General features: G+C 62.6%; 16 protein-coding genes. 10 read left to right on the top strand and 6 right to left on the bottom strand.

Annotated features, from left to right (window positions below; translation table 11 throughout):
• Positions 1-5: 5 nt before the first annotated feature.
• The 3 genes from KYT97_RS21760 to KYT97_RS21750 form a co-directional block, all read right to left on the bottom strand.
• Positions 6-1,271 carry an aspartate kinase gene (locus KYT97_RS21760; RefSeq protein WP_019746567.1) on the bottom strand — a complete coding sequence of 422 codons (1,266 nt, stop codon included), beginning with the start codon at positions 1,269-1,271 and terminating at the stop codon, positions 6-8.
• A gap of 49 nt (positions 1,272-1,320) precedes the next feature.
• Positions 1,321-1,569, bottom strand: coding sequence for a hypothetical protein (locus tag KYT97_RS21755; protein WP_092805812.1), 249 nt, complete (start codon positions 1,567-1,569; stop codon positions 1,321-1,323).
• A 101-nt stretch (positions 1,570-1,670) separates the two neighbouring features.
• Positions 1,671-2,039, bottom strand: a complete 369-nt coding sequence (locus KYT97_RS21750) for a DUF8021 domain-containing protein (protein ID WP_092805810.1) — start codon at positions 2,037-2,039, stop codon at positions 1,671-1,673.
• A 271-nt stretch (positions 2,040-2,310) separates the two neighbouring features.
• Between KYT97_RS21750 and leuA the strand changes: the two genes are divergently transcribed.
• Both leuA and KYT97_RS21740 read left to right on the top strand, forming a co-directional pair.
• Positions 2,311-4,119, top strand: coding sequence for a 2-isopropylmalate synthase (gene leuA / locus KYT97_RS21745; protein ID WP_033235892.1), 1,809 nt, complete (start codon positions 2,311-2,313; stop codon positions 4,117-4,119).
• Positions 4,120-4,326: 207 nt separating this feature from the next.
• Complete coding sequence (locus KYT97_RS21740) at positions 4,327-4,707, top strand: SHOCT domain-containing protein (protein WP_033235891.1); 381 nt, start codon at positions 4,327-4,329, stop codon at positions 4,705-4,707.
• 72 nt (positions 4,708-4,779) lie between these two features.
• Here KYT97_RS21740 and KYT97_RS21735 read toward each other — a convergent pair whose 3' ends face one another.
• Positions 4,780-5,673, bottom strand: coding sequence for a LysR family transcriptional regulator (locus tag KYT97_RS21735; RefSeq protein WP_219110662.1), 894 nt, complete (start codon positions 5,671-5,673; stop codon positions 4,780-4,782).
• A 72-nt stretch (positions 5,674-5,745) separates the two neighbouring features.
• Between KYT97_RS21735 and KYT97_RS21730 the strand changes: the two genes are divergently transcribed.
• From KYT97_RS21730 to KYT97_RS21705, 6 genes are all read left to right on the top strand, one after another.
• On the top strand, positions 5,746-6,687 hold the full coding sequence (locus KYT97_RS21730; RefSeq protein WP_033235889.1) for an EamA family transporter: 942 nt from the start codon (positions 5,746-5,748) through the stop codon (positions 6,685-6,687).
• Positions 6,688-6,712: 25 nt separating this feature from the next.
• Positions 6,713-7,966 carry a Mur ligase family protein gene (locus KYT97_RS21725; protein ID WP_141485470.1) on the top strand — a complete coding sequence of 418 codons (1,254 nt, stop codon included), beginning with the start codon at positions 6,713-6,715 and terminating at the stop codon, positions 7,964-7,966.
• Positions 7,959-8,672: a type 1 glutamine amidotransferase gene (locus tag KYT97_RS21720; protein WP_033235887.1), complete on the top strand. Its 714-nt coding sequence runs from the start codon at positions 7,959-7,961 to the stop codon at positions 8,670-8,672. The genes KYT97_RS21725 and KYT97_RS21720 overlap by 8 nt, the downstream gene beginning before the upstream one ends.
• A 106-nt stretch (positions 8,673-8,778) precedes the next feature.
• Positions 8,779-9,462 carry an IclR family transcriptional regulator gene (locus KYT97_RS21715; RefSeq protein WP_033235886.1) on the top strand — a complete coding sequence of 228 codons (684 nt, stop codon included), beginning with the start codon at positions 8,779-8,781 and terminating at the stop codon, positions 9,460-9,462.
• A 157-nt stretch (positions 9,463-9,619) separates the two neighbouring features.
• A complete protein-coding gene (locus tag KYT97_RS21710) occupies positions 9,620-11,923 on the top strand; it encodes a cytochrome P450/oxidoreductase (RefSeq protein WP_219113075.1) in 2,304 nt (767 codons plus the stop codon).
• Between the two features lie 40 nt (positions 11,924-11,963).
• The gene (locus KYT97_RS21705; RefSeq protein WP_092805804.1) at positions 11,964-13,307 is read left to right on the top strand and encodes an MFS transporter; all 1,344 of its coding nucleotides are present in this window, start codon (positions 11,964-11,966) and stop codon (positions 13,305-13,307) included.
• A 207-nt stretch (positions 13,308-13,514) separates the two neighbouring features.
• Here KYT97_RS21705 and KYT97_RS21700 read toward each other — a convergent pair whose 3' ends face one another.
• Positions 13,515-14,684: a low temperature requirement protein A gene (locus KYT97_RS21700; protein ID WP_045066873.1), complete on the bottom strand. Its 1,170-nt coding sequence runs from the start codon at positions 14,682-14,684 to the stop codon at positions 13,515-13,517.
• A gap of 170 nt (positions 14,685-14,854) precedes the next feature.
• Between KYT97_RS21700 and KYT97_RS21695 the strand changes: the two genes are divergently transcribed.
• The gene (locus tag KYT97_RS21695) at positions 14,855-17,002 is read left to right on the top strand and encodes an acyl-CoA dehydrogenase family protein (RefSeq protein WP_219110661.1); all 2,148 of its coding nucleotides are present in this window, start codon (positions 14,855-14,857) and stop codon (positions 17,000-17,002) included.
• Entirely contained in the window at positions 16,995-17,912 is a 918-nt protein-coding gene (locus KYT97_RS21690; RefSeq protein WP_219110660.1) for a 3-oxoacyl-ACP reductase, read from the top strand. The genes KYT97_RS21695 and KYT97_RS21690 overlap by 8 nt, the downstream gene beginning before the upstream one ends.
• 50 nt (positions 17,913-17,962) lie before the next feature.
• Here the strand turns inward: KYT97_RS21690 and KYT97_RS21685 are convergent, their stop codons facing one another.
• Entirely contained in the window at positions 17,963-19,621 is a 1,659-nt protein-coding gene (locus tag KYT97_RS21685) for an AMP-binding protein (RefSeq protein ID WP_045066513.1), read from the bottom strand.
• Between the last annotated feature and the right edge of the window lie 6 nt (positions 19,622-19,627).

Here is a 19,627-nt window from a genome sequence, read left to right as displayed (position 1 = left end):
AGAAATTACCGTCCTGTTCCTGCGTGTACTACAGCTTCTTCGTCGCCGCCGAGACCGAAAGCGGCGTGGATAACGCGCACGGCGTCGTCGAGTTCGGTGTCCTTGACCAGCACGGAGATGCGGATCTCGGAGGTCGAGATGAGGTCGATGTTGATGTCGGCCTTGGCCAGTGCCTCACAGAACGTGGCCGTGACGCCCGGGTGGCTCCGCATTCCGGCACCGACCAGGGAAACCTTGCCGATGTGGTCGTCGAACAAGATCTGTGTGAAGCCGATGTCTTCCTGACGCTTGGTCAGGATCTCGACGGCGCGGGGGCCGTCGGCGGTCGGCAGCGTGAAGGTGATGTCCGTCTTGTTGGTCTCCACCTTGGAGATGTTCTGCAGCACCATGTCGATGTTGATCTCGGCATCGGAGACAGCGCGGAACACCTTGGCAGCATGTCCCGGTGTGTCCGGCAATCCGACAACGGTGATCTTGGCTTCGCCGCGATCGTGCGCGACTCCGGTGATCAGGGCCTCTTCCACAGGAATGTCCTCCATCGATCCGGACACGATTGTTCCGGGCTTGGTGGTGTATGACGAACGGACGTGCACGGGCACGTTGTAACGACGGGCGTACTCGACGCACCGGAGCATGAGCACCTTGGCACCACACGCTGCGAGTTCGAGCATTTCCTCGAAGGAAACCGTCTCGAGACGGTGAGCGTCGGGGACGATGCGCGGGTCGGCGGAGAAAACGCCGTCGACGTCGGTGTAGATCTCGCACACGTCGGCGTTGAGCGCAGCTGCCAACGCAACGGCGGTGGTGTCCGATCCACCGCGTCCGAGCGTCGTGATGTCTTTACTGTCCTGGCTGACGCCTTGGAATCCGGCGACCAGAACGATCGAGCCTTCGTCGAGCGCCGTGCGAACACGGCCGGGCGTGACGTCGATGATCTTGGCGTTTCCGTGGCTGCCGGTCGTGATGACTCCGGCTTGTGAGCCCGAGAACGAACGAGCCTCAGCGCCGAGAGAATGAATTGCCATCGCAACCAAGGAGTTGGAGATGCGCTCACCCGAGGTCAGCAGCATGTCCATTTCACGGGCCGGCGGGGAAGGGCACACCTGCTGAGCCAGGTCGAGCAGCTCATCGGTGGTATCGCCCATCGCAGACACCACGACGACGACATCATTGCCGGCCTTCTTGGTCTCGACGATCCGTTCAGCGACTCGTCGGATGCGCTCGGCGGTTGCCACCGAGGATCCGCCGTACTTCTGGACGACGAGAGCCACGCGTTTCTACCTCCAGGTCGAAATTGTTTACAGATACCAGAGGTCGAGCTTACCGACGTGGTCCTGGGACTTCCCGACGCGTACTGACCTCGGCCCTTACCTCGGGTTCGGATTCACGCCGGATCAGTTGCGAGATCCCGTTTCGCATTGACGTCGCGGAACGTGAACCACCGGCAACGTAACCGACAACGGCGACGGCAACTCCGCAGGCGAGGAGGATGCGGATGCTGCTGACCAGTGAACTCGCGACGGTGTCGAACACTGCAACGGCCGCGTCAGGGGACACGATGTCTTGCATTGTGTAAATAATCCCGGCGCACGACAGTCAGCGCCAGGCCGCGGTACTCAACGCACCGGTCACGATCAGGACACAGCAGAGTATCCATCGCGACACTCGGGTCACGGGCGATTGCCGCGAGTGGGCTTGATCTTGGCCGTGATGCGGTGGATACGGAGGTCGTCGGGAGGTATTCGGAAGGTCTCGTGCACGTCGACCGTCATCAGATTCTTGCCGAACAACCCTGCGTCGAGGAGGTACTCGGCTACGACATTATCGCCGTCGACGCTCCATTCCACATCTCGGATCGCACGCACCAGACGAAACTGTGGACCGCCGGACAGGCTGCGCCGCAAGTGATTTCCCGAAAACCCGGTTTTGATCCCCGCCTCGTGTCGCACGGCATCCGGAGCCAGCGGTACTGAATTACCGTCGTGTGAGAGAAGCGCATCGAGGTATGCGCGCGCCACAGCAATTCGAGGATCATCCATGCGATCAGTCGATCATTTCGGAGCACGAAACAACAGCACCGTTCAACGACAATTTCGGCATGTCGCCGAGACCCCACCTCATTCGCCGACATTCCAGGAGTAGAGTGCAGTGCATGCAGCGCGCACTCCTTCTTGGTTGCCGCGACGGGGTCTGATCCAGACTGGCCTCCCGTCGCGGGGTTTTGTGTGCGCCGGTCGACCAAGCCTTCCGGACTTTCGGTCTTGACCAACAGGTCATCAGGCCGGGTCCACAATCGTTGGAGATCACCCCATGTCCCCCGCTGACGCATTCACCACCGGCACTCGCATCATCACGCCTCCCACCAAGCCGGCACCGGCCGACCAGCCTGCGTGGAACACGCAGAAGAACTCGTCGATGCCCACGTTCCGTTACCGGCCATTCTCCGAAGAAGTCGAAACGGTCACGCTGCCGGACCGCACTTGGCCGGACAAAGTCATCGACCGCGCCCCGCAGTGGTGCGCCGTGGACCTGCGTGACGGCAACCAGGCCCTGATCGACCCGATGAGCCCGGCGCGTAAGCGTCGTATGTTCGATCTGCTGGTCCGGATGGGTTACAAGGAGATCGAGGTCGGCTTCCCGTCGGCAAGCCAGACGGACTTCGACTTCGTCCGCGAAATCATCGAAGACGGCGCAATCCCGTCCGATGTCACCATCCAGGTGCTGACGCAGTCGCGTCCCGAGCTGATCAAGCGCACGTTCGAGGCGTGTGAAGGCGCTGAGAACGCGATCGTGCACTTCTACAACTCCACCTCGATCCTGCAGCGTCGTGTCGTCTTCCGCGCCGACAAGGCCACGATCAAGAAGATCGCCACCGACGCCGCCGAACTGGTGCTCGCCGAGTCGAAGAAGTACCCGGACACCAACTGGCGCTGGGAGTACTCCCCCGAGTCCTACACAGGCACCGAGCTGGAGTACGCCAAGGAAGTATGTGACGCCGTCACCGAAACCCTGGGTGCCACGCCGGCAAACCCGGTGATCCTGAACCTGCCCGCGACGGTCGAGATGGCCACGCCCAACGTGTACGCCGACTCCATCGAGTGGATGCACCGCAACCTGGCTCGCCGCGACTCGGTCATCCTGTCGCTGCACCCCCACAACGACCGCGGCACCGGCGTCGCTGCAGCCGAGCTGGGCTACCAGGCCGGCGCCGACCGCATCGAAGGCTGCCTGTTCGGCAACGGCGAGCGCACCGGCAACGTCTGCCTGGTCACCCTCGCCCTGAACATGTTCACGCGTGGCGTCGACCCGCAGATCGACTTCTCCAACATCGACGAGATCCGTCGTACGGTCGAGTACTGCAACCAACTGCCCGTCCACGAGCGCCATCCGTACGGCGGCGACCTGGTCTACACCGCGTTCTCCGGCAGTCACCAGGACGCCATCAACAAGGGCCTCGACGCCATGAAGATCGACGCCGACGGCCAGAACGCCGACGTCGACGACATCGTGTGGCAGGTTCCGTACCTGCCCATCGACCCCAAGGACGTCGGCCGCAGCTACGAGGCCGTCATCCGCGTGAACTCGCAGTCCGGCAAGGGTGGCGTCGCGTACATCATGAAGGCCGATCACGGTCTGGTGCTGCCGCGTCGTCTGCAGATCGAGTTCTCGCAGTCCGTCCAGAAGATCACCGACGGCGAGGGCGGCGAGGTTTCGCCGAAGGAAATGTGGGACGTCTTCCACGAGGAGTACCTGGCTCCCGTCCGCCCGCTCGAGCGCATGAAGCAGAAGGTCACCGCGTCCGAGGAGGACGGTGGCACTGATGCGATCACCGCGATCGTAAAGGTGAACGGCAAGGAGCAGGAGATCTCGGGTACCGGTAACGGCCCGCTCGCTGCCTTTGTCGACGCTCTGGGAAGCATCAACTTCGACGTTCGCGTTCTCGATTACTCCGAGCACGCCATGTCCGCTGGTGACGACGCCCAGGCTGCCGCATACGTCGAGTGCGCCGTGACCGGCCCCGACGGTCAGAGCACCGTCGTCTGGGGCGTCGGTATCGCTACCTCGATTACGACGGCGTCGCTGCGAGCAGTGGTTTCGGCAGTTAACCGCGCTAGCTAGGACAACTGTCGAGTGTGGCTCCTATCCATTCGGATAGGAGCCACACTTGTCTGAACTTCACATCGATTTTCGATGAACGACGTACGTCCTGAATCGGATATTAAAGAATTCATTACCGTTATTTCATCCTTTGAGGATGATGCGGATGTGGTCACCGCGTGAGATAGTTCATCTCAGACAATTCCGACCTGCGAAATGGGGCTCGACATGGATTCCTTCTGGGATTTCCTCTGGGTGATACTCGTCAGTTTTGCGTTCGTCGCATACCTGATTCTGCTGTTCTCAATCATTACGGACCTGTTCCGCGACCACAAGACTTCAGGCTGGAAGAAGGCTATCTGGGTATTCTTCCTCTTCGTCATTCCCTGGCTCACGGCGCTCATCTACCTGATCGTCAAGAGCGACGGTATGGCTCAGCGCTCCATGGAGGCAGCGCACCAGGTCAAGCAGGCACAGGACAGCTACATTCGTGAGGTAGCGGGTAAGTCTCCCGCCGAGGCAATCGCAGACGCGAAGGCACTTCTCGACGCCGGCACCATTACCGAAGACGAATTCGCCTCCCTGAAGGCCAAGGCTCTGGCAGCCTGATTCATCTTCAGTTCAATTGCAGGTTGCACCACCAAAGCGGGAGCGGCACTAATCGTGCCGCTCCCGTTTTGTTTATTCTCCGACGGCCCGTGCAACGTCGCGGAACGCCGCGAGCACCACTGCGATCGCGGGACTTCGATCGGCGTGCAATCGCGTGGCCAATTCATAGACCCGGGCAGCACGCACACCGGCGATCGGTTTCCTCGACACTGCAGGATGTGTGATCGCGTGCCGCGGCATCAACGCCACTCCGTGTCCGGCGGCGACCAACTCCTCGATAACCCGGAAATCGTTTATCCGATGTCCGACGCGAGGTTGCACACCGGTAACAGCCGCGACTGACATCAGTACGTCGTCGACCGGAAATCCTCCGCGCACACTGATCCAGTTCTCGTCCACCAACTGATCCAACCGAACCGAATCCTGCTTTGCCAGAGGATGATCCGGCCGCAGCACCAAGTCGATGGGCTCACGCATCAGAGACTGCACGCTCACCCGCGGAAACGACGTCTCCGCAGCGCGTTCGTCGCGATGGGTGAGGATCACGTCGTGATCGGCCAGAAGCCGCGGCACCGCAGACGCCGGCTGATCCACGTCGCACGCATCGATGTCGACGCCGGACCCTTCGAGTGCCGTCAACACCCTGGGCAGCAGCAGCGCCGCCCCGGACGGAAAGAACGCCACCCGCACCTTGCCTCGCGGCGAAACCCGGTACGACGCCATCTCCGCGTCCGCACGTTCGAGAGCGGCCACCACGTCGTCGGCGCGCAGCACCAACGCACGGCCGGCGTCGGTGAGCCTGAGTTTGCGCCCGTCCGGTTCCAGGAGCGGCACACCGGCCTCGCGGGCGAGGATCTTGAGCTGCTGCGAGACTGCGGACGGAGTCATGGAGAGGGCGTCGGCGGTGCTTCCGACCGTTCCTCTGTCCGCCAGCTCACGCAGCACTCTCAACCGGGTTGCATCCATGTAGAAAAACTACATTAATGGTCCATCTTTATTCGCTTGTCCTGATGCTTTACACAGCTCACGATTAACGACATGACTCCTCGCGACCGCCTTCTCGGATTGACCGTCGCGATCATGTGGGGATTGAACTTCCTGGCGATCCGGGTCGGACTCGACCACTTCCCGCCGTACTTCTTCGCCGCGCTGCGCTTTTTGCTCATCGCGATTCCCGTGATGATCTTCGTGCCGCGCCCTCAGGTTCCGGCGCGATGGCTGTTGCTCTACGGCTTCGGTTTCGGTTTCGGCCAATTCGTCTTCCTGTACTGGGCGATGCACACGGGTATGCCGACCGGTCTCGCCTCGTTGGTCCTGCAGTCGTCCGCTCCCTTCACTGTTCTGCTGGGCGCAGTTCTGTTGCGGGAGAAGCTCAGCGCGTGGCAGGTGTCCGGCATCGGTGTTGCCGTGGCGGGTATGGCCCTGATCGGATGGGATCGCTCGCACCAGGCCGCGTTGTTACCAGTGATCCTGACCCTGCTGGCCGGCTTGTCCTGGGCTTTCGGCAACCTCGGTAGCCGCCTCGCGGCCGCGGGTACCACCGGGGACCCAGCGCCCATGCGCCTGATGTTGTGGATGTGCGTCATTCCTCCGCTGCCGATGCTTGCCCTGTCCGCTGCCGTCGAAGGTCCGAGCACGGGCTGGGAGGCCCTCGGAACCTCGTTCAGTGCCGACGGGTGGCCGGCGCTGATCGGACTCGCGTACATCGTGTTGATCGGCACCATCGCCGGGTCGGGCATCTGGACCATCCTGATGGGACGCTATCCCGCAGGCACGGTCGCACCACTCTCGCTGCTCGTCCCGGTAGTGGGAATCGGCGCATCCTGGCTGTTCCTGCACGAAAATCCCAGCGCATTGTCACTGGTGGGAGCCGTAGTCGTGATCGCCGGGGCAAGCGCCGCCCAGATCCGACGCACCCCCAAGGCCGCTGTTCCGTCGAACACACCCGTACGACAAGCACCTGCACGACTCGAAGTCTGACGGCGCGCTGTGCCAAACTCGGGCCGTGGGAACTGGACTATCGATCACGACACGCGGAAAGCTCGCCCTGCGCGCTGCCGCCACAGCCTCCTGGGCATCGCAGAAAGCCGGCCGCGGCAAGGGCTCCATGATCGGTGGGCTCATCGCCCTCAAGATCGACCCGACGCTGATGACCCAACTCGGACGCGGGAAGCGAACCGTTGTCGTCACCGGCACCAACGGCAAGTCGACAACAACGCGCATGACGGCAGCGGCACTCGCGACGCTTGGTGACGTAGCAACACAGGCCGACGGCGCCAACATGGACGCCGGAATCGTCGCGGCACTGGCAAACCGGATGAACGCGCCGGTCGCGGCACTCGAAGTCGACGAACTTCACGTTCCCCATGTCGCCGACGCCGTGAACCCCGAAGTGATCGTGCTCCTGAATCTGAGCCGCGATCAGCTGGACCGCGTCGGCGAGATCAACATGATCGAACGCAAACTGCGGGCATGCGTCAACGCGCACCCGAAAGCGGTCATCGTCGCCAACTGTGACGACGTGCTGGTCACCTCCGTGGCATACGACGCCCCCAACGTCGTGTGGGTTGCGGCCGGCGGCGGCTGGGCAAGCGATTCCGTCAGCTGCCCGCGCACCGGCGAACCCATCGTGTGGGAGGGAAAGCACTGGCGCAGTACCGGTTCGGACTTCGCGCGGCCCGAGCCGGCGTGGTGGCTCGACGACGACAATCTCTACGGCCCTGATGGCTTGAAGATTCCGATGACGCTGACGCTTCCCGGAAAAGCCAACCGCGGCAACGCAGCTCAGGCCGTCGCTGCTGCAGTGGCCTTGGGCGCGGATCCGGTCGGCGCAGTTGCCGCCGCGTCGACGGTCCAGGAAGTTGCCGGGCGATACAGCACCGTCCAGGTGGGCTCCCATTCCGTCCACATGCTCCTCGCGAAGAATCCCGCCGGCTGGCAGGAAGCACTGTCGATGATCGACCCTTCCGTCGACGGCTTGGTCATCGCCGTGAACGGGCAGGTCCCCGATGGCGAGGATCTCTCCTGGCTGTGGGACGTGAAGTTCGAACACTTCGAAGGCGTCAAGGTAGTCGCAGCGGGTGAGCGCGGAACCGACCTCGCAGTGCGCCTCACCTACGCCGGCGTCGAGCACACCTTGGAGCCGGATCCCTTGCGCGCCATTGCTTCCTGCCCGCCCGGTCGCGTCGAAGTTCTTGCCAACTACACGGCATTCCGCGATCTGAACACCGCAATCGCCAAGGAGACTCGCGATGTCTGATTCGACAGTGCGCATCGGGCTTGTCCTCCCCGACGTCATGGGCACCTACGGCGACGGCGGTAACGCCCTGATCCTGCGTCAGCGCCTGCGCATGCGCGGCTACGACGCCGAGATCGTCGACATCACGCTCAACGACCCGGTGCCGGATTCACTCGACGTCTATGCCCTCGGCGGTGCTGAGGATTCTGCGCAGCGCCTCGCTACCCGGCATCTCGCGAAATACCCCGGACTGCAGCGCGCAGCCGAGCGCGGCGCACCCGTCCTCGCTATCTGCGCTGCCATCCAGGTTCTGGGCAACTGGTACGAAACCTCGAGCGGCGAGCGCGTCGACGGCGTGTCGATGCTCGACGTCACGACCGCACCGCAGGAAAAGCGCTCGATCGGTGAAGTCATCACGAAGCCCTTGATCAAGGGGCTCACCGCACCGCTGTCTGGATTCGAAAACCATCGTGGTGGAACCACTCTCGGCGCCGACGCGTCCGGCTTCGCACGCGTCACGCACGGTGTCGGCAACGGTGTCGGCGACGGCCTGGAGGGCGTCACCCAGGGTTCCGTCATCGGCACGTACATGCACGGACCGGTCCTGGCCCGCAATCCCGAGTTGGCGGACCTGTTACTGATGCGCGCTCTGGGCGTGGACTCACTCGAGCCCCTGCACCTGCCCGAGGTCGATCAGCTTCGCAAGGAACGACTCTCGGTTCGCTGATCTGTAGAGTTGGAGCGCTTCTGCATCCCGGCACTTCTGCTTACCGCACCAGGGCGCCTGGAAACGTAAAGTCGACACGGACCGCCCGACCACGAACAGGACGCCAATGAGTACCCTGCAAACTCTGGATCGTGGGCTGCGTGCGCTCGACATCATTGCCCAGTTCCCGACCGGGATTTCGGTTGCGGACCTTGCTCGTGAGCTCGACGTGCACCGAGCCATCTGCTATCGCATCGTTTCGACACTCGAAGCACATTCGCTGATCGCTCGCATCGAGGATGGACGGATTCGTCTTGGTGTCGGAGCCGCGGTTCTCGGTTCTTGCTTCGAGCCACAGCTCAACCGGGACGGGCAGTCCCTACTCCACTCACTGGCAAACACCACGCGTGCAACCGCCTTCATATCCGTTGCGCAAGGCCAGGATTGCGTTGTACTGATGGTCGCCGAACCCGAAGACACTCTCATCCGAGTGGGATACAGAACCGGCACGCGACACCCCCTCGACAAGGGTGCTGCCGGTATCGCGATATTGGCCATGCGGCCCGACGCTGCGTCTGATTCCGAAGAGATCAAACGGGCACGCAAGGACGGATACAGCCTGACTGTGGGGCAACTCGAGCACGGCGCCATCGGCATTGCCTCCGGGATTGCACTGCCGGAGAACCTCGGATCGGCTACGAACCTCGAACGCAGCGTCGGCGTTGTGGCGATCGACGGTCTCGACACCGAACTCGCTGCCCAAGCCGTGATGACCACAGCGCGAGAACTCGAACGCCTCATCTCTGCCTGATCGTTCCGTCGGGGAAATCTTCGCCCGACTGTGTTTTTCAGCCATCTTGACCTTTGAATGTGACCTCACTTACCCTGTGCGAAGTGCGCTCAAAGCACACTATGTGCGCTATTAGTAACTTCACAGTTCAGGACGGTTTATAGAGATGTCAGAAGTCATGAACGGATGCCCGATCGATCATGCGGCTCTTAACTCGGGATGTCCGGTATCCGGAAAGGCAGCCAGCTTCAATCCCTTCGGCGGCGACTACCAGGTGGACCCCGCTGCGTCGCTGCGCTGGTCCCGTGACGAGGAGCCCGTGTTCTTCAGTCCCGAGATCGGCTACTGGGTCGTCACTCGCTATTCGGACGTCAAGGCCGTCTTCCGCGACAACATCCTGTTCTCGCCGTCCATCGCACTGGAGAAGATCACCCCTGTCTCGGAGGAAGCCACCGCCACCCTCGCCAAATACGACTACGCGATGTCGCGCACCCTGGTGAACGAAGACGAGCCGGCGCACATGCCGCGTCGCCGCGCGTTGATGGATCCGTTCACGCCGGCGGAACTCGTGCACCACGAGCCGATGGTTCGGCGCCTCGTCCGCGAGTACGTCGACCGCTTCGTGAACTCAGGCAAGGTCGACCTCGTCGACGAAATGCTGTGGGAGGTCCCGCTCACCGTGGCGCTGCACTTCCTCGGCGTGCCGGAGGAGGACATGGACGACCTACGCAAGTACTCGATCGCGCACACCGTCAACACCTGGGGCCGACCTGCACCCGAGGAACAGGTCGCGGTCGCCGAAGCCGTAGGCAAGTTCTGGCAGTACGCAGGCACGGTGCTCGAAAAGATGCGCAAGGATCCCTCCGGCCACGGCTGGATGCCCTACGGTCTCCGCGTTCAGAAGGAACAACCGGAGGTCGTCACCGACTCCTATCTGCACTCGATGATGATGGCGGGAATCGTTGCCGCTCATGAGACCACCGCCAACGCATCAGCCAACGCATTCCGCTTGCTGCTCGAAAACCGGAGCGTGTGGCAGGAGATCTGCGAGGATCCCGGTCTGATCCCGAACGCCGTCGAGGAGTGCCTGCGACACTCTGGCTCAGTTGCCGCGTGGCGCCGACTGGCCACTGCCGACACCCGAATCGGCGACATCGACATCCCGAAGGGCTCCAAGCTCCTGATCGTCACATCGTCCGCGAACCGCGACGACCGCCATTTCGAGAGCGGGGACGAGTTCGACATCCGTCGCGAGAACTCCAGCGATCACCTCACTTTCGGCTACGGCAGCCATCAGTGCATGGGCAAGAATCTGGCTCGCATGGAGATGCAGATCTTCCTCGAGGAGATCACCACACGACTCCCACACCTGGAACTCGTCCCCGATCAGGAGTTCACCTACCTACCGAACACCTCATTCAGAGGTCCGGATCATGTTTGGGTGCAGTGGAATCCGGACGCAAACCCTGAACTCCGCGATGCTTCGATTCTCCTGCGACGACAGCCCGTGAAGGTCGGCGAGCCGTCCAAGACCAATATCTCGCGCACGGTGCGAGTGGAGGCGATCACTCCCGCCGCCGACGGCGTGGTCACGGTGACCCTTTCCGATCCTTCCGGCAAAGCACTTCCGAAGTGGACGCCGGGCGCGCACATCGACATCGATCTCGGCGATCTGACGCGGCAGTACTCGCTGTGCGGCAACCCTGACGATCTGTCCCGCTACGAGATCGCCGTGCGCGAAGAGTCCGAAAGCCGGGGCGGCTCGCGCTACGTGCACCACACTCTCGAAGCCGGAAACACACTCAAAATGCGTGGGCCCCGCAACCATTTCAAGCTCGATCCGGCTGCCGAGCGCTACGTCTTCGTGGCAGGCGGCATCGGTATCACGCCGATCGTGACAATGGCCGATCACGCCAAGGCCGCCGGCAAGGACTACGAGATCCATTACTGCGGACGCGATGTCGCCACGATGGCGATGCTCGACAGGCTGAATGCCGATCACAGCGACCACCTTGTCGTGCATTCCAGCGCCGCTGGCAACCGTCTCGACATCGCGACAGTGTTCTCCACTGCGACGGCACACACTCAGATCTACTCCTGTGGTCCTGAACGACTGCTCTCCGCGCTCGAAGAGGCTACTGCGCACTGGCCGGAAGACTCGCTGCACGTCGAGCATTTCACCTCGACGCTCGCGACACTCGACCCGTCCAACGAGCACGCGTTCGAGGTCGAACTCCGCGACTCAGGTCTGACAATCCAGGTCGCTGCCGATCAGACCCTCCTCGACGCGTTGCGCGCCTCCAATATCGACATCCCCAGCGATTGCGAGGAAGGCCTGTGCGGTTCGTGCGAGGCCCCCGTACTCGACGGCGAGGTGGATCACCGAGACATGGTGCTCACGAAAACCGAACGCGCTCAGAATAAATCGATGATGACCTGCTGCTCGCGCGCCTGCGGACAGAAGATCACACTCGCGCTCTGACCCACATTTCCCCGTTTCTTCCCGACCCGAAAGGATCCTCATGGGATCACAGACAACCCAGGTCTCCGACCTGGAAGAGCCTCCCGTCAGCGACGCCGTTCCCCGCAGTAGTTTCAAGCGCGTACTGACCGGCAGCATGGCTGGTGCCGTTCTCGAGTGGTATGACTTCGCGATCTACGGCATCCTCGCCGCCACCGTACTGGGGCCGCTTTTCTTCCCGGGCGACAGCGGCGTTGCGAAGCTGCTGCTCGCACTCGCCACCCAGGGCCTGGGCTTCGTCGCCCGGCCGCTCGGCGGCATCGTATTCGGGCACCTTGGCGACAAGTACGGCCGCAAGCCGATGCTGGTGACCACCTTCATTCTGCTGGGTACGGCGACTGCCGCGATCGGATTGCTACCCACCTACGAACAGGTGGGCATCTGGGCCACTGTCGGGTTGGTGGTACTGCGCATGATCCAGGGCTTCGCGCTCGGCGGCGAGTTCGGTGCCGCAGTGCTGCTGGTCAGTGAGTACGGCGAACCCAAGCGTCGTGGTTTCTGGGCCTCGTGGCCGCAGGCCGGTGCTCCGATGGGTACGGTTCTGGCCACTGTCGTGGTCTCGATTCTCGTATTCGCAGTCCCGGACGAGGCGTTCGACCAGTGGGGTTGGCGCATCGCCTTCCTGTTCGCGATCCCGCTGCTCGCCATCGGCTTCTGGGTGCGTCGCGGCGTCGAGGAATCGCCTGTGTTCAAGGCCGCACAGGAGCAAGCCGCACAGGCTCCGCAGGAAGAACGCTCGAGCATTTTCGAAGCCTTGTCGCGACCGAGTGTGGTGCTCATCGGTCTCGGTATGCGCATCGGCGAAAACATCGCTTTCTACATCTATACGATCTTCGTTATCGCTTACGCCACCACATATTTCGACTTTGCGCGCGGCGATGTCATCATGGCCGTTACCTTCGCCTCGGTGTTCCAGTTCGTCGGCATGATCGGTGGCGGAGCGTGGTCCGACCGTGTCGGCCGCCGCATCGCAATGCTCGTGCCCGCTGTCGTCCTCATGATCTGGGCGCCGGTCTTCTTCTGGCTCGTGCAGCTCGAGAGTCTTCCGATGCTGTGGCTCGGTGTGTGCGTCGGCGCACTGTTCCACGGCATGCTCGCCGGACCGGAAGCAGCCTGGATCACCGAGTTGTTCCCGACCCGCTACCGTTATGCCGGCTCCTCGCTGGTGTTCCAAGGCTCGTCGATCCTCGCCGGTGCACCCGCCCCGTTCATCGCCATCTGGCTCATCGAGAACCACGGCGTCGGCATGGTCGTGGGTTACCTGGTGATCACGATGTCGATCACTGTGATCGCCCTCTTGGCAAGCCGCGAGACCAAGGGAGTCGACCTCGACAAGGTCGAGTAGTCCCGGCAGCTGAAACTCCGAGGACGTCGAGAACGGCAACGAGGTCATTGGGCGGACCTTCTCCGACTCCCGTGTGGTGTCTGTAGAGACTCGGTTTGCAACGCATCGTCGGAAATCTGGATCTGTGCCTGGGATCTGGATTTTCGACGATGCGAGACTGAACCGACGGCCTTACTCTGGTCGTCATTTCGAGAACACGCCTCGCGATCAGTGCGCGGCAGAGTCCTTCGTTCCCTCGGTGAGAACCAACTCCACTGCCAGCAGTGCCGCGCAGGCCAGACCGGCCACCAATTCCGGGACGGCGGTGAAAGTACCGCCCAGGATCACCGCAATAGCGACGCCGAATGGCACGAGGGTTCGCGTCGACGAATCATGCAATCGGATGTGAATGAACCACAGTGCTGCCAGGATGACGGCCACCGGCACCGTGACGGCCGCACCGGTCACCAACGCGCTGCCTTCGGCGTGGCCGGTCCAATAGTCGACGCGGGAAGCCAGGCCGGCACCGATGGCAGCGGCGGACGCAAAGATGAAGTAGTGCCCGAAACCCCAGACGAAGGGCGAGACGTTGTCGCCGCCGAGAGCGTCGCCGGCGTTTCGCTGGAAGTACAGCCACCACAGGCTGAAGACGATCAGGATTCCGCCGACCACGACGTACGCCACTTTGGCCGCCGGATGTTCACCGGACACCGCGTCCTGAATCGCGACGGTGGTGGACAGAATCGTTTCGCCGAGAACGATGATGAAGAACAGTGAGTACCGCTCGGCGATGTGGTGTGGATGCCAGGGCGTCATTCCCGGCTTCTCCGACCACACCGGCACGGCAAATTCGCACAGCACCAGGAACAGGAACGTCGGGACGTAGATCGCGGCCGGTACAAAGTAGAAGCCGATCCACCCGAGTTGAACGAGCACGATACCGAGGGCGTATCTGCGGGCGGTGAGTGCGTGTTCGGGATCGTTTCTCGACACTCGAACCCATTGAATCACCAGGGCTATTCGCATGATGACGTAGCCGAGAATGATCAGCAGCGGATCGTTGTCGAAGAAGCGCGGAATCCCGGCTGCGAGTACCAGCGCGCCCAGAATCTGGAAGATCGTCAGAAGTCGCGCAATGCCGTCGTCGTTGTCGTAGGCGGAGGCAAACCACGTGAAGTTGAGCCACGTCCACCAGATCGCGAAGAACGCCATCGCGAAGTGCCCGACACCGGTGGCCGCGTGCCCTTCACTGATCGCGTGGTGAAGGCCCGTGGCTGCCTGGGCAACTGCCACGACAAAGCACAGGTCCGTCAGCAGTTCGAGGGGTGTGGCTACTCGATGTGCCTCATGCGGATCACGGGGAACCAACGGCCGGATGAATGAATTGATACGACTCACGGTTCGCAGAGTAGCGCTCCGATAGCGGATGCGCTGGACCCACTCAGCGAGATTGTCCACTACAGCCGGGTTTGTCGTGATACGTGTAGAGGGAACAACTCCTGTCTGCGGTAGTCCTGCGGCAGTGACAATCAGCCTGCGGGCTCAGTCGCGTAACGAGGTAGTTCTCCATGTCTATTGCACTTTCCGAAGACCAGCGCGCTCTTGCGCAGTCGGTTCGCAGTTACATCTCGCGAGCGGACCCACTCGCCGAGGCTCGCGAGAGTCTCGACAATCCGACGCACGAATTGCCGTCGGGGTGGTCGACTTTCGCCGAGCTTGGCTGGTTGGGCGTCCACCTGCCGGAGGAATACGGTGGCGCCGGGTTCGGCTTGCCTGAATTGTCCGTGGTGGTAGAAGAATTGGGATCCGCGGTGACTCCCGGGCCGCTGCTTCCGACGGTGTGGGCATCGGCGGTGATTGCCGCGGCAGGAGCTATCGAACAACAGGCCGAACTGCTTCCGGGTCTGATCGACGGAACCGCTGTCGCAGCAGTCGGAATCGCCGCGACGGCCACCCTATCGGGCGTCAGTGTCGAGATTGCCGAACCTGTCGAGGTTCTGTGCGCTGCGATGGCCGACATTCTTCTGGTCGCGATCGGTGAGGACGTTGTTGTACTACGGCGCGAACAGGTACAGATCACCGGAGCTCCGACGCTCGATCCGACGCGCCCGCTCTCTGCGGTGACCACAAACGGTAGCGTCGACGCCGTTGCGGTTCTGCCCGGCGCGAGTGCCAACGCAGTGTCGATCGGACGCACCCTGGCGGCTGCCGAAGCCGCGGGCGTGATCACCGCGGCCACGAACCTGGCTGTCGAATATGCCAAGGCCCGCTTTGCTTTCGGCCGCGCAATCGGCTCCTTCCAGTCGGTAAAGCACATCCTTGCCAACATGCTCGTGGACCGCGAAATGTCGACCGCTGCAGCGTGGGATGCGGCCCAGGCAGCCTCCGACAACAAGGATCAGAGCGCCCTCGCCGCAGCTGTTGCCGTGGTGACCGCCCTCCCCGCCGCCATGCGGGTAGCGCAGAAGTGCATCCAGGTGCACGGCGGAATCGGCTACACGTGGGAGCACGACGCCCACCTGTATCTGCGTCGTGCGGGCGCCCTGAACGCCTCCTTCTCCCCCGTTGTCGCGCGAGCCGATATCGCCGACGCCACCGCCGCCGGGATCCGACGCGAATCGAGCATCGAACTGCCCGCCGAGGCCGACGAGTACCGCACGCAGGCTCGGGCTTTCGTCAAAGAAGCCGTCGCGGCACCTGCTGATCAGCTTCGACGCCTACTCGTCGACTCGGGTTATGCCGTTCCCCATTGGCCGAAGCCGTGGGGCCGCGGCGCGGGCGCCGTTGAGCAGTTGGTTCTGGAGGAGGAACTGTCGGCACTCGAGTTGCCGCAGTACGGAATCGGTGAATGGGTGCTCCTCACCGTTGTCGGACACGGCACCGCGGAGCAACACGAACGCTTTGTCGACGCCAGCCTCATGGGCACCGTGAAATGGTGCCAGCTGTTCAGCGAACCCGGCGCCGGTTCCGACGCAGCAGGCATCACTACCAGGGCTCGGCGCGTCGACGGCGGCTGGATTGTCAACGGCCAGAAGACCTGGACCAGCGGCGGTGTGACCTCCACGCACGGCATGGCAACTGTTCGCACCGACCCGGAGGCGCGAAAGCACAAGGGCATCACCATGATGCTGATCGACATGTCTGCGCCAGGAGTGCAGGTGCGTCCGATCAAGCAGATCACCGGTGATTCTCATTTCTCCGAGGTTTTCCTCGACGACGTGTTTGTTCCCGATGCCGATGTGCTCGGTGAAGTCAACGGCGGCTGGGGAGTTGCGCGGTCCGCACTCGGAAACGAGCGTGTCACCATAGGCCGGGAACGACTCGGTCTTGGCGTCACCTACAGCATCCACGATCTGTTCACCGTGGTGCGCGAACAGAACTCGGGCATGGATGACACGGTGGCCGACCTGGTTGCCGAGGATCTGGCGCTGCGGGCATTGACCACCCGAATCGCGGAACTCGCGGTGCTCGGCGCAGGACCGGGCCCCGAGGGCGCGGTCCTGAAACTCGTCGGCAGCGAACACGGTCAGCGACTCGCCGACGCCGGACTGCTGCTCTCCGGCTTCCTGCCCGCAGGCAGCGAACTGAAAATGCCTGTCCATCACAGTTTTCTGGAAGTGCGCTTCCAGACCATCGCCGGTGGTACGTCGGAAATCCTCCGCAACCAGATCGGCGAACTCATTCTCGGACTACCCAGGGAGCCAGCTCTTGCCTAACTCAGTTGATACCTCGCTCACCGGCCGCACCGCTGTCGTCACCGGCGCCGGAGCCGGCTTGGGCCGCACCGAAGCACTCGCATTGGCCTCTCGCGGTGCCAGTGTCGTGGTCAACGACATCGGTTCTGCTGCAGACGATGTCGTGCGCGAAATCGAAGCTCTCGGATCCCGTGCTATTGCGGTGACCGGCGACGTCAGCGACTGGTCGCTGGGAGATCGCCTGGTGGAAGCCGCGGTCGATACCTTCGGCAGCTTGGACATCGTGGTCAACAACGCCGGAATCACCCGCGACGCGATGCTCTTCAACATGACCGAGAAGCAGTGGGACGACGTCATCGCGATTCACCTCAAAGGCCATGCGGCGCTCTCCCGCTCGGCTGCGGTGCATTGGCGCGCCGCGGGCAAGGCTGCTGGTGGCCCGGTGTACGGACGCGTCATCAACACGGCGTCCGAAGCGTTTCTGCTCGGCGGTGCTGGTCAAGCCAATTACGCTGCCGCCAAAGCCGGCATCGTTGCACTGACGCTGTCCACCTCGCGCGGACTGGCGAAGTACGGCGTCACCGCCAACGCGATCTGCCCACGTGCCCGCACCGAGATGACGGCAGGCGTCTTTGCCGACGGCGAACCGGATACGGGACTCGACATCATGGCACCCGAACGTGTGGCCACCTTCGTGGCGTTCCTGGCAACTCCGGCAGCACAGACGATCAACGGCCAGGTGTTTGTCGTCTACGGCGACATGGTGGCGTTGATGGCCCCGCCCACGGTGCAACAGAAGTTTGTTGCCGCGGAGGGGGTCTTCACAGTAGAAGAGTTCGCAGATCAGCTGGTGCCCTATGTCGCCGAACTACCTGCGGGACAAACCTACACCGCGAGCAGCATCATCGAACTGGATACAACTGGCACCTAACCACTGTGCGCCTTTGTAACCGCCCGCGGTTAACAAAGGCGCACAGCACGCTAGCTCGGCAACATCGCCAATCGGCCATGTGCGCGAAATTCCGCTTCTATGGCGTCTCGGCCACCGTCGTCGAGTAAGACGTACTCACGCGTTCGTCCCACCCTGGTGTACACGGAATCGTCTGTGGCCCAAGCTGCGCGCCGTAGCGGCGTCTTGTTGACCTTGTTGCTTCCGGTCAAGGGCAACCGATCGATGACCCGAACGAATCGTGGCCACCACTTTGCGCCCATGTCCGGCTGCTCGTCGAGGAAATCACCGAAGCTCTTGGGGTCGAAGCTCACGCCGTCTTCCATCTCGACCACAACCATGACCTGGTCACCGGTCCGCGGGTCCGGAACGGCGAAGATCGGAGCGGCAGCCACTCCCGGAACCCGTTGCAAGACACGCTCAACCGGCGCGGCAGAGAAGTTCTCGCTGTCCACGCGCAACCAGTCGGAAGACCGTCCGGCAAAATAGAAGTAGCCGTCGCTGTCACGGTAGGCCAGGTCGCCGGACCAGAAATCGGCGCCCTTGACTCGATCCGCCATCGCCCCGGGGTTCTTGTAGTACCCCTCGAACGTGTGAGCCAGGCCGATTGCCACCATCTCACCGATCGCTTCGGCGTTGACCAGACGTCCGTCGCTGTCGAATTCCGCAGGCGGGCATTCGATACCCGTCGCTTCGTCGAGAACCCGGATGTCGAGACCGTTCTGCGGAATACCCAGAGAGTCCCGGGGCGTCTGCGGTGTGCGCCCGATCCGGAACACCCCTTCGCTGAGCCCGTAGCCCTCCATCACGGTGCATCCGTACCGCTCCGAGAATCGTCGGACGTCGGTTTCCGACGCCTCGGTGCCGAAGGCCAACTCCAGGGTGCTCTGCGCATCCCGGGGATCCTCCGGGCTGCTCAACGTGTACGACAGTGCCCGGCCGACATAGTTGACGTACGTGACGCCGTAGCGGTGGATATCCGGACCGAACTTGCTGGCCGAGAACTTCCTTGTCATCGCAACCGTCGCGCCGACGCACATCGCCGGAGCCAGGTTCAACATCACCGCGTTGCCGTGGAAGAGCGGCATGCACAGGTAGGTCACGGAATCGCGGCGCAGCGATACCCGATCGACCATGGCAGCTGTCAAGCGTGCCAACCGTCCCTGTCCGACGATCACGGCCTTCGGTGCACCCGTCGAACCGGAACTGAAGAGCAGCAGCGCTTTTTCTTCCGGTGTCGGCACAGTCTCGGGTAGTGCTGCTCCGCGGAACGGCGCCAGGAAGTCGGCGTACTCGGGGCTGTCGATGTTCAGGATGCGCTCGGGTGGCAGACCGTGGCCCGTGCCGTCGACGAGATGCGCCAAGGCATTCTCGGTGATGACGACGTCCACGTCTCCGTGGCTGATGTCATGTGCCAGCTCCGCGCCACTGCGACTGGCGTTGATACCCACAACGGCCGCGCCGGCCAAAGGTCCGGCGCCCAGCCAGAATACGAAGTCCGGAACATTCTCGAGCAGGATGCCCACGTGGATCTGACGGTCGCCTGGTTGCGGCACCAACGACGTCAATGCCGCTGCACGATCGGCACTTTCCTGCACCACCTCACGCCACGACCACGAAGTGTCCTCGTATCGAAGTCCAACTTTGTCGTCCTCGGCGCGGCTTCGAATGATTTCTGCGTACGTATCCACGTCGCT

This window comes from Rhodococcus globerulus (assembly GCF_019334125.1).
In the GTDB taxonomy this organism is placed as follows: Bacteria; Actinomycetota; Actinomycetes; order Mycobacteriales; family Mycobacteriaceae; genus Rhodococcus_F; species Rhodococcus_F globerula.
The sequence above is the reverse complement of the archived record's forward strand: the minus strand, read 5'-3'. Positions and strand labels throughout refer to the sequence as shown.

What these genes read in the sequence shown, in the direction of transcription:
- KYT97_RS21755 (WP_092805812.1), bottom strand. Translation starts at nt 1,569, where the DNA reads ATGCAAGACATCGTGTCCCCTGACGCGGCCGTTGCAGTGTTCGACACC.
- KYT97_RS21750 (WP_092805810.1), bottom strand. Translation starts at nt 2,039, where the DNA reads ATGGATGATCCTCGAATTGCTGTGGCGCGCGCATACCTCGATGCGCTT.
- leuA (WP_033235892.1), top strand. Translation starts at nt 2,311, where the DNA reads ATGTCCCCCGCTGACGCATTCACCACCGGCACTCGCATCATCACGCCT.
- KYT97_RS21740 (WP_033235891.1), top strand. Translation starts at nt 4,327, where the DNA reads ATGGATTCCTTCTGGGATTTCCTCTGGGTGATACTCGTCAGTTTTGCG.
- KYT97_RS21735 (WP_219110662.1), bottom strand. Translation starts at nt 5,673, where the DNA reads ATGGATGCAACCCGGTTGAGAGTGCTGCGTGAGCTGGCGGACAGAGGA.
- KYT97_RS21730 (WP_033235889.1), top strand. Translation starts at nt 5,746, where the DNA reads ATGACTCCTCGCGACCGCCTTCTCGGATTGACCGTCGCGATCATGTGG.
- KYT97_RS21720 (WP_033235887.1), top strand. Translation starts at nt 7,959, where the DNA reads ATGTCTGATTCGACAGTGCGCATCGGGCTTGTCCTCCCCGACGTCATG.
- KYT97_RS21715 (WP_033235886.1), top strand. Translation starts at nt 8,779, where the DNA reads ATGAGTACCCTGCAAACTCTGGATCGTGGGCTGCGTGCGCTCGACATC.
- KYT97_RS21710 (WP_219113075.1), top strand. Translation starts at nt 9,620, where the DNA reads ATGAACGGATGCCCGATCGATCATGCGGCTCTTAACTCGGGATGTCCG.
- KYT97_RS21705 (WP_092805804.1), top strand. Translation starts at nt 11,964, where the DNA reads ATGGGATCACAGACAACCCAGGTCTCCGACCTGGAAGAGCCTCCCGTC.
- KYT97_RS21695 (WP_219110661.1), top strand. Translation starts at nt 14,855, where the DNA reads ATGTCTATTGCACTTTCCGAAGACCAGCGCGCTCTTGCGCAGTCGGTT.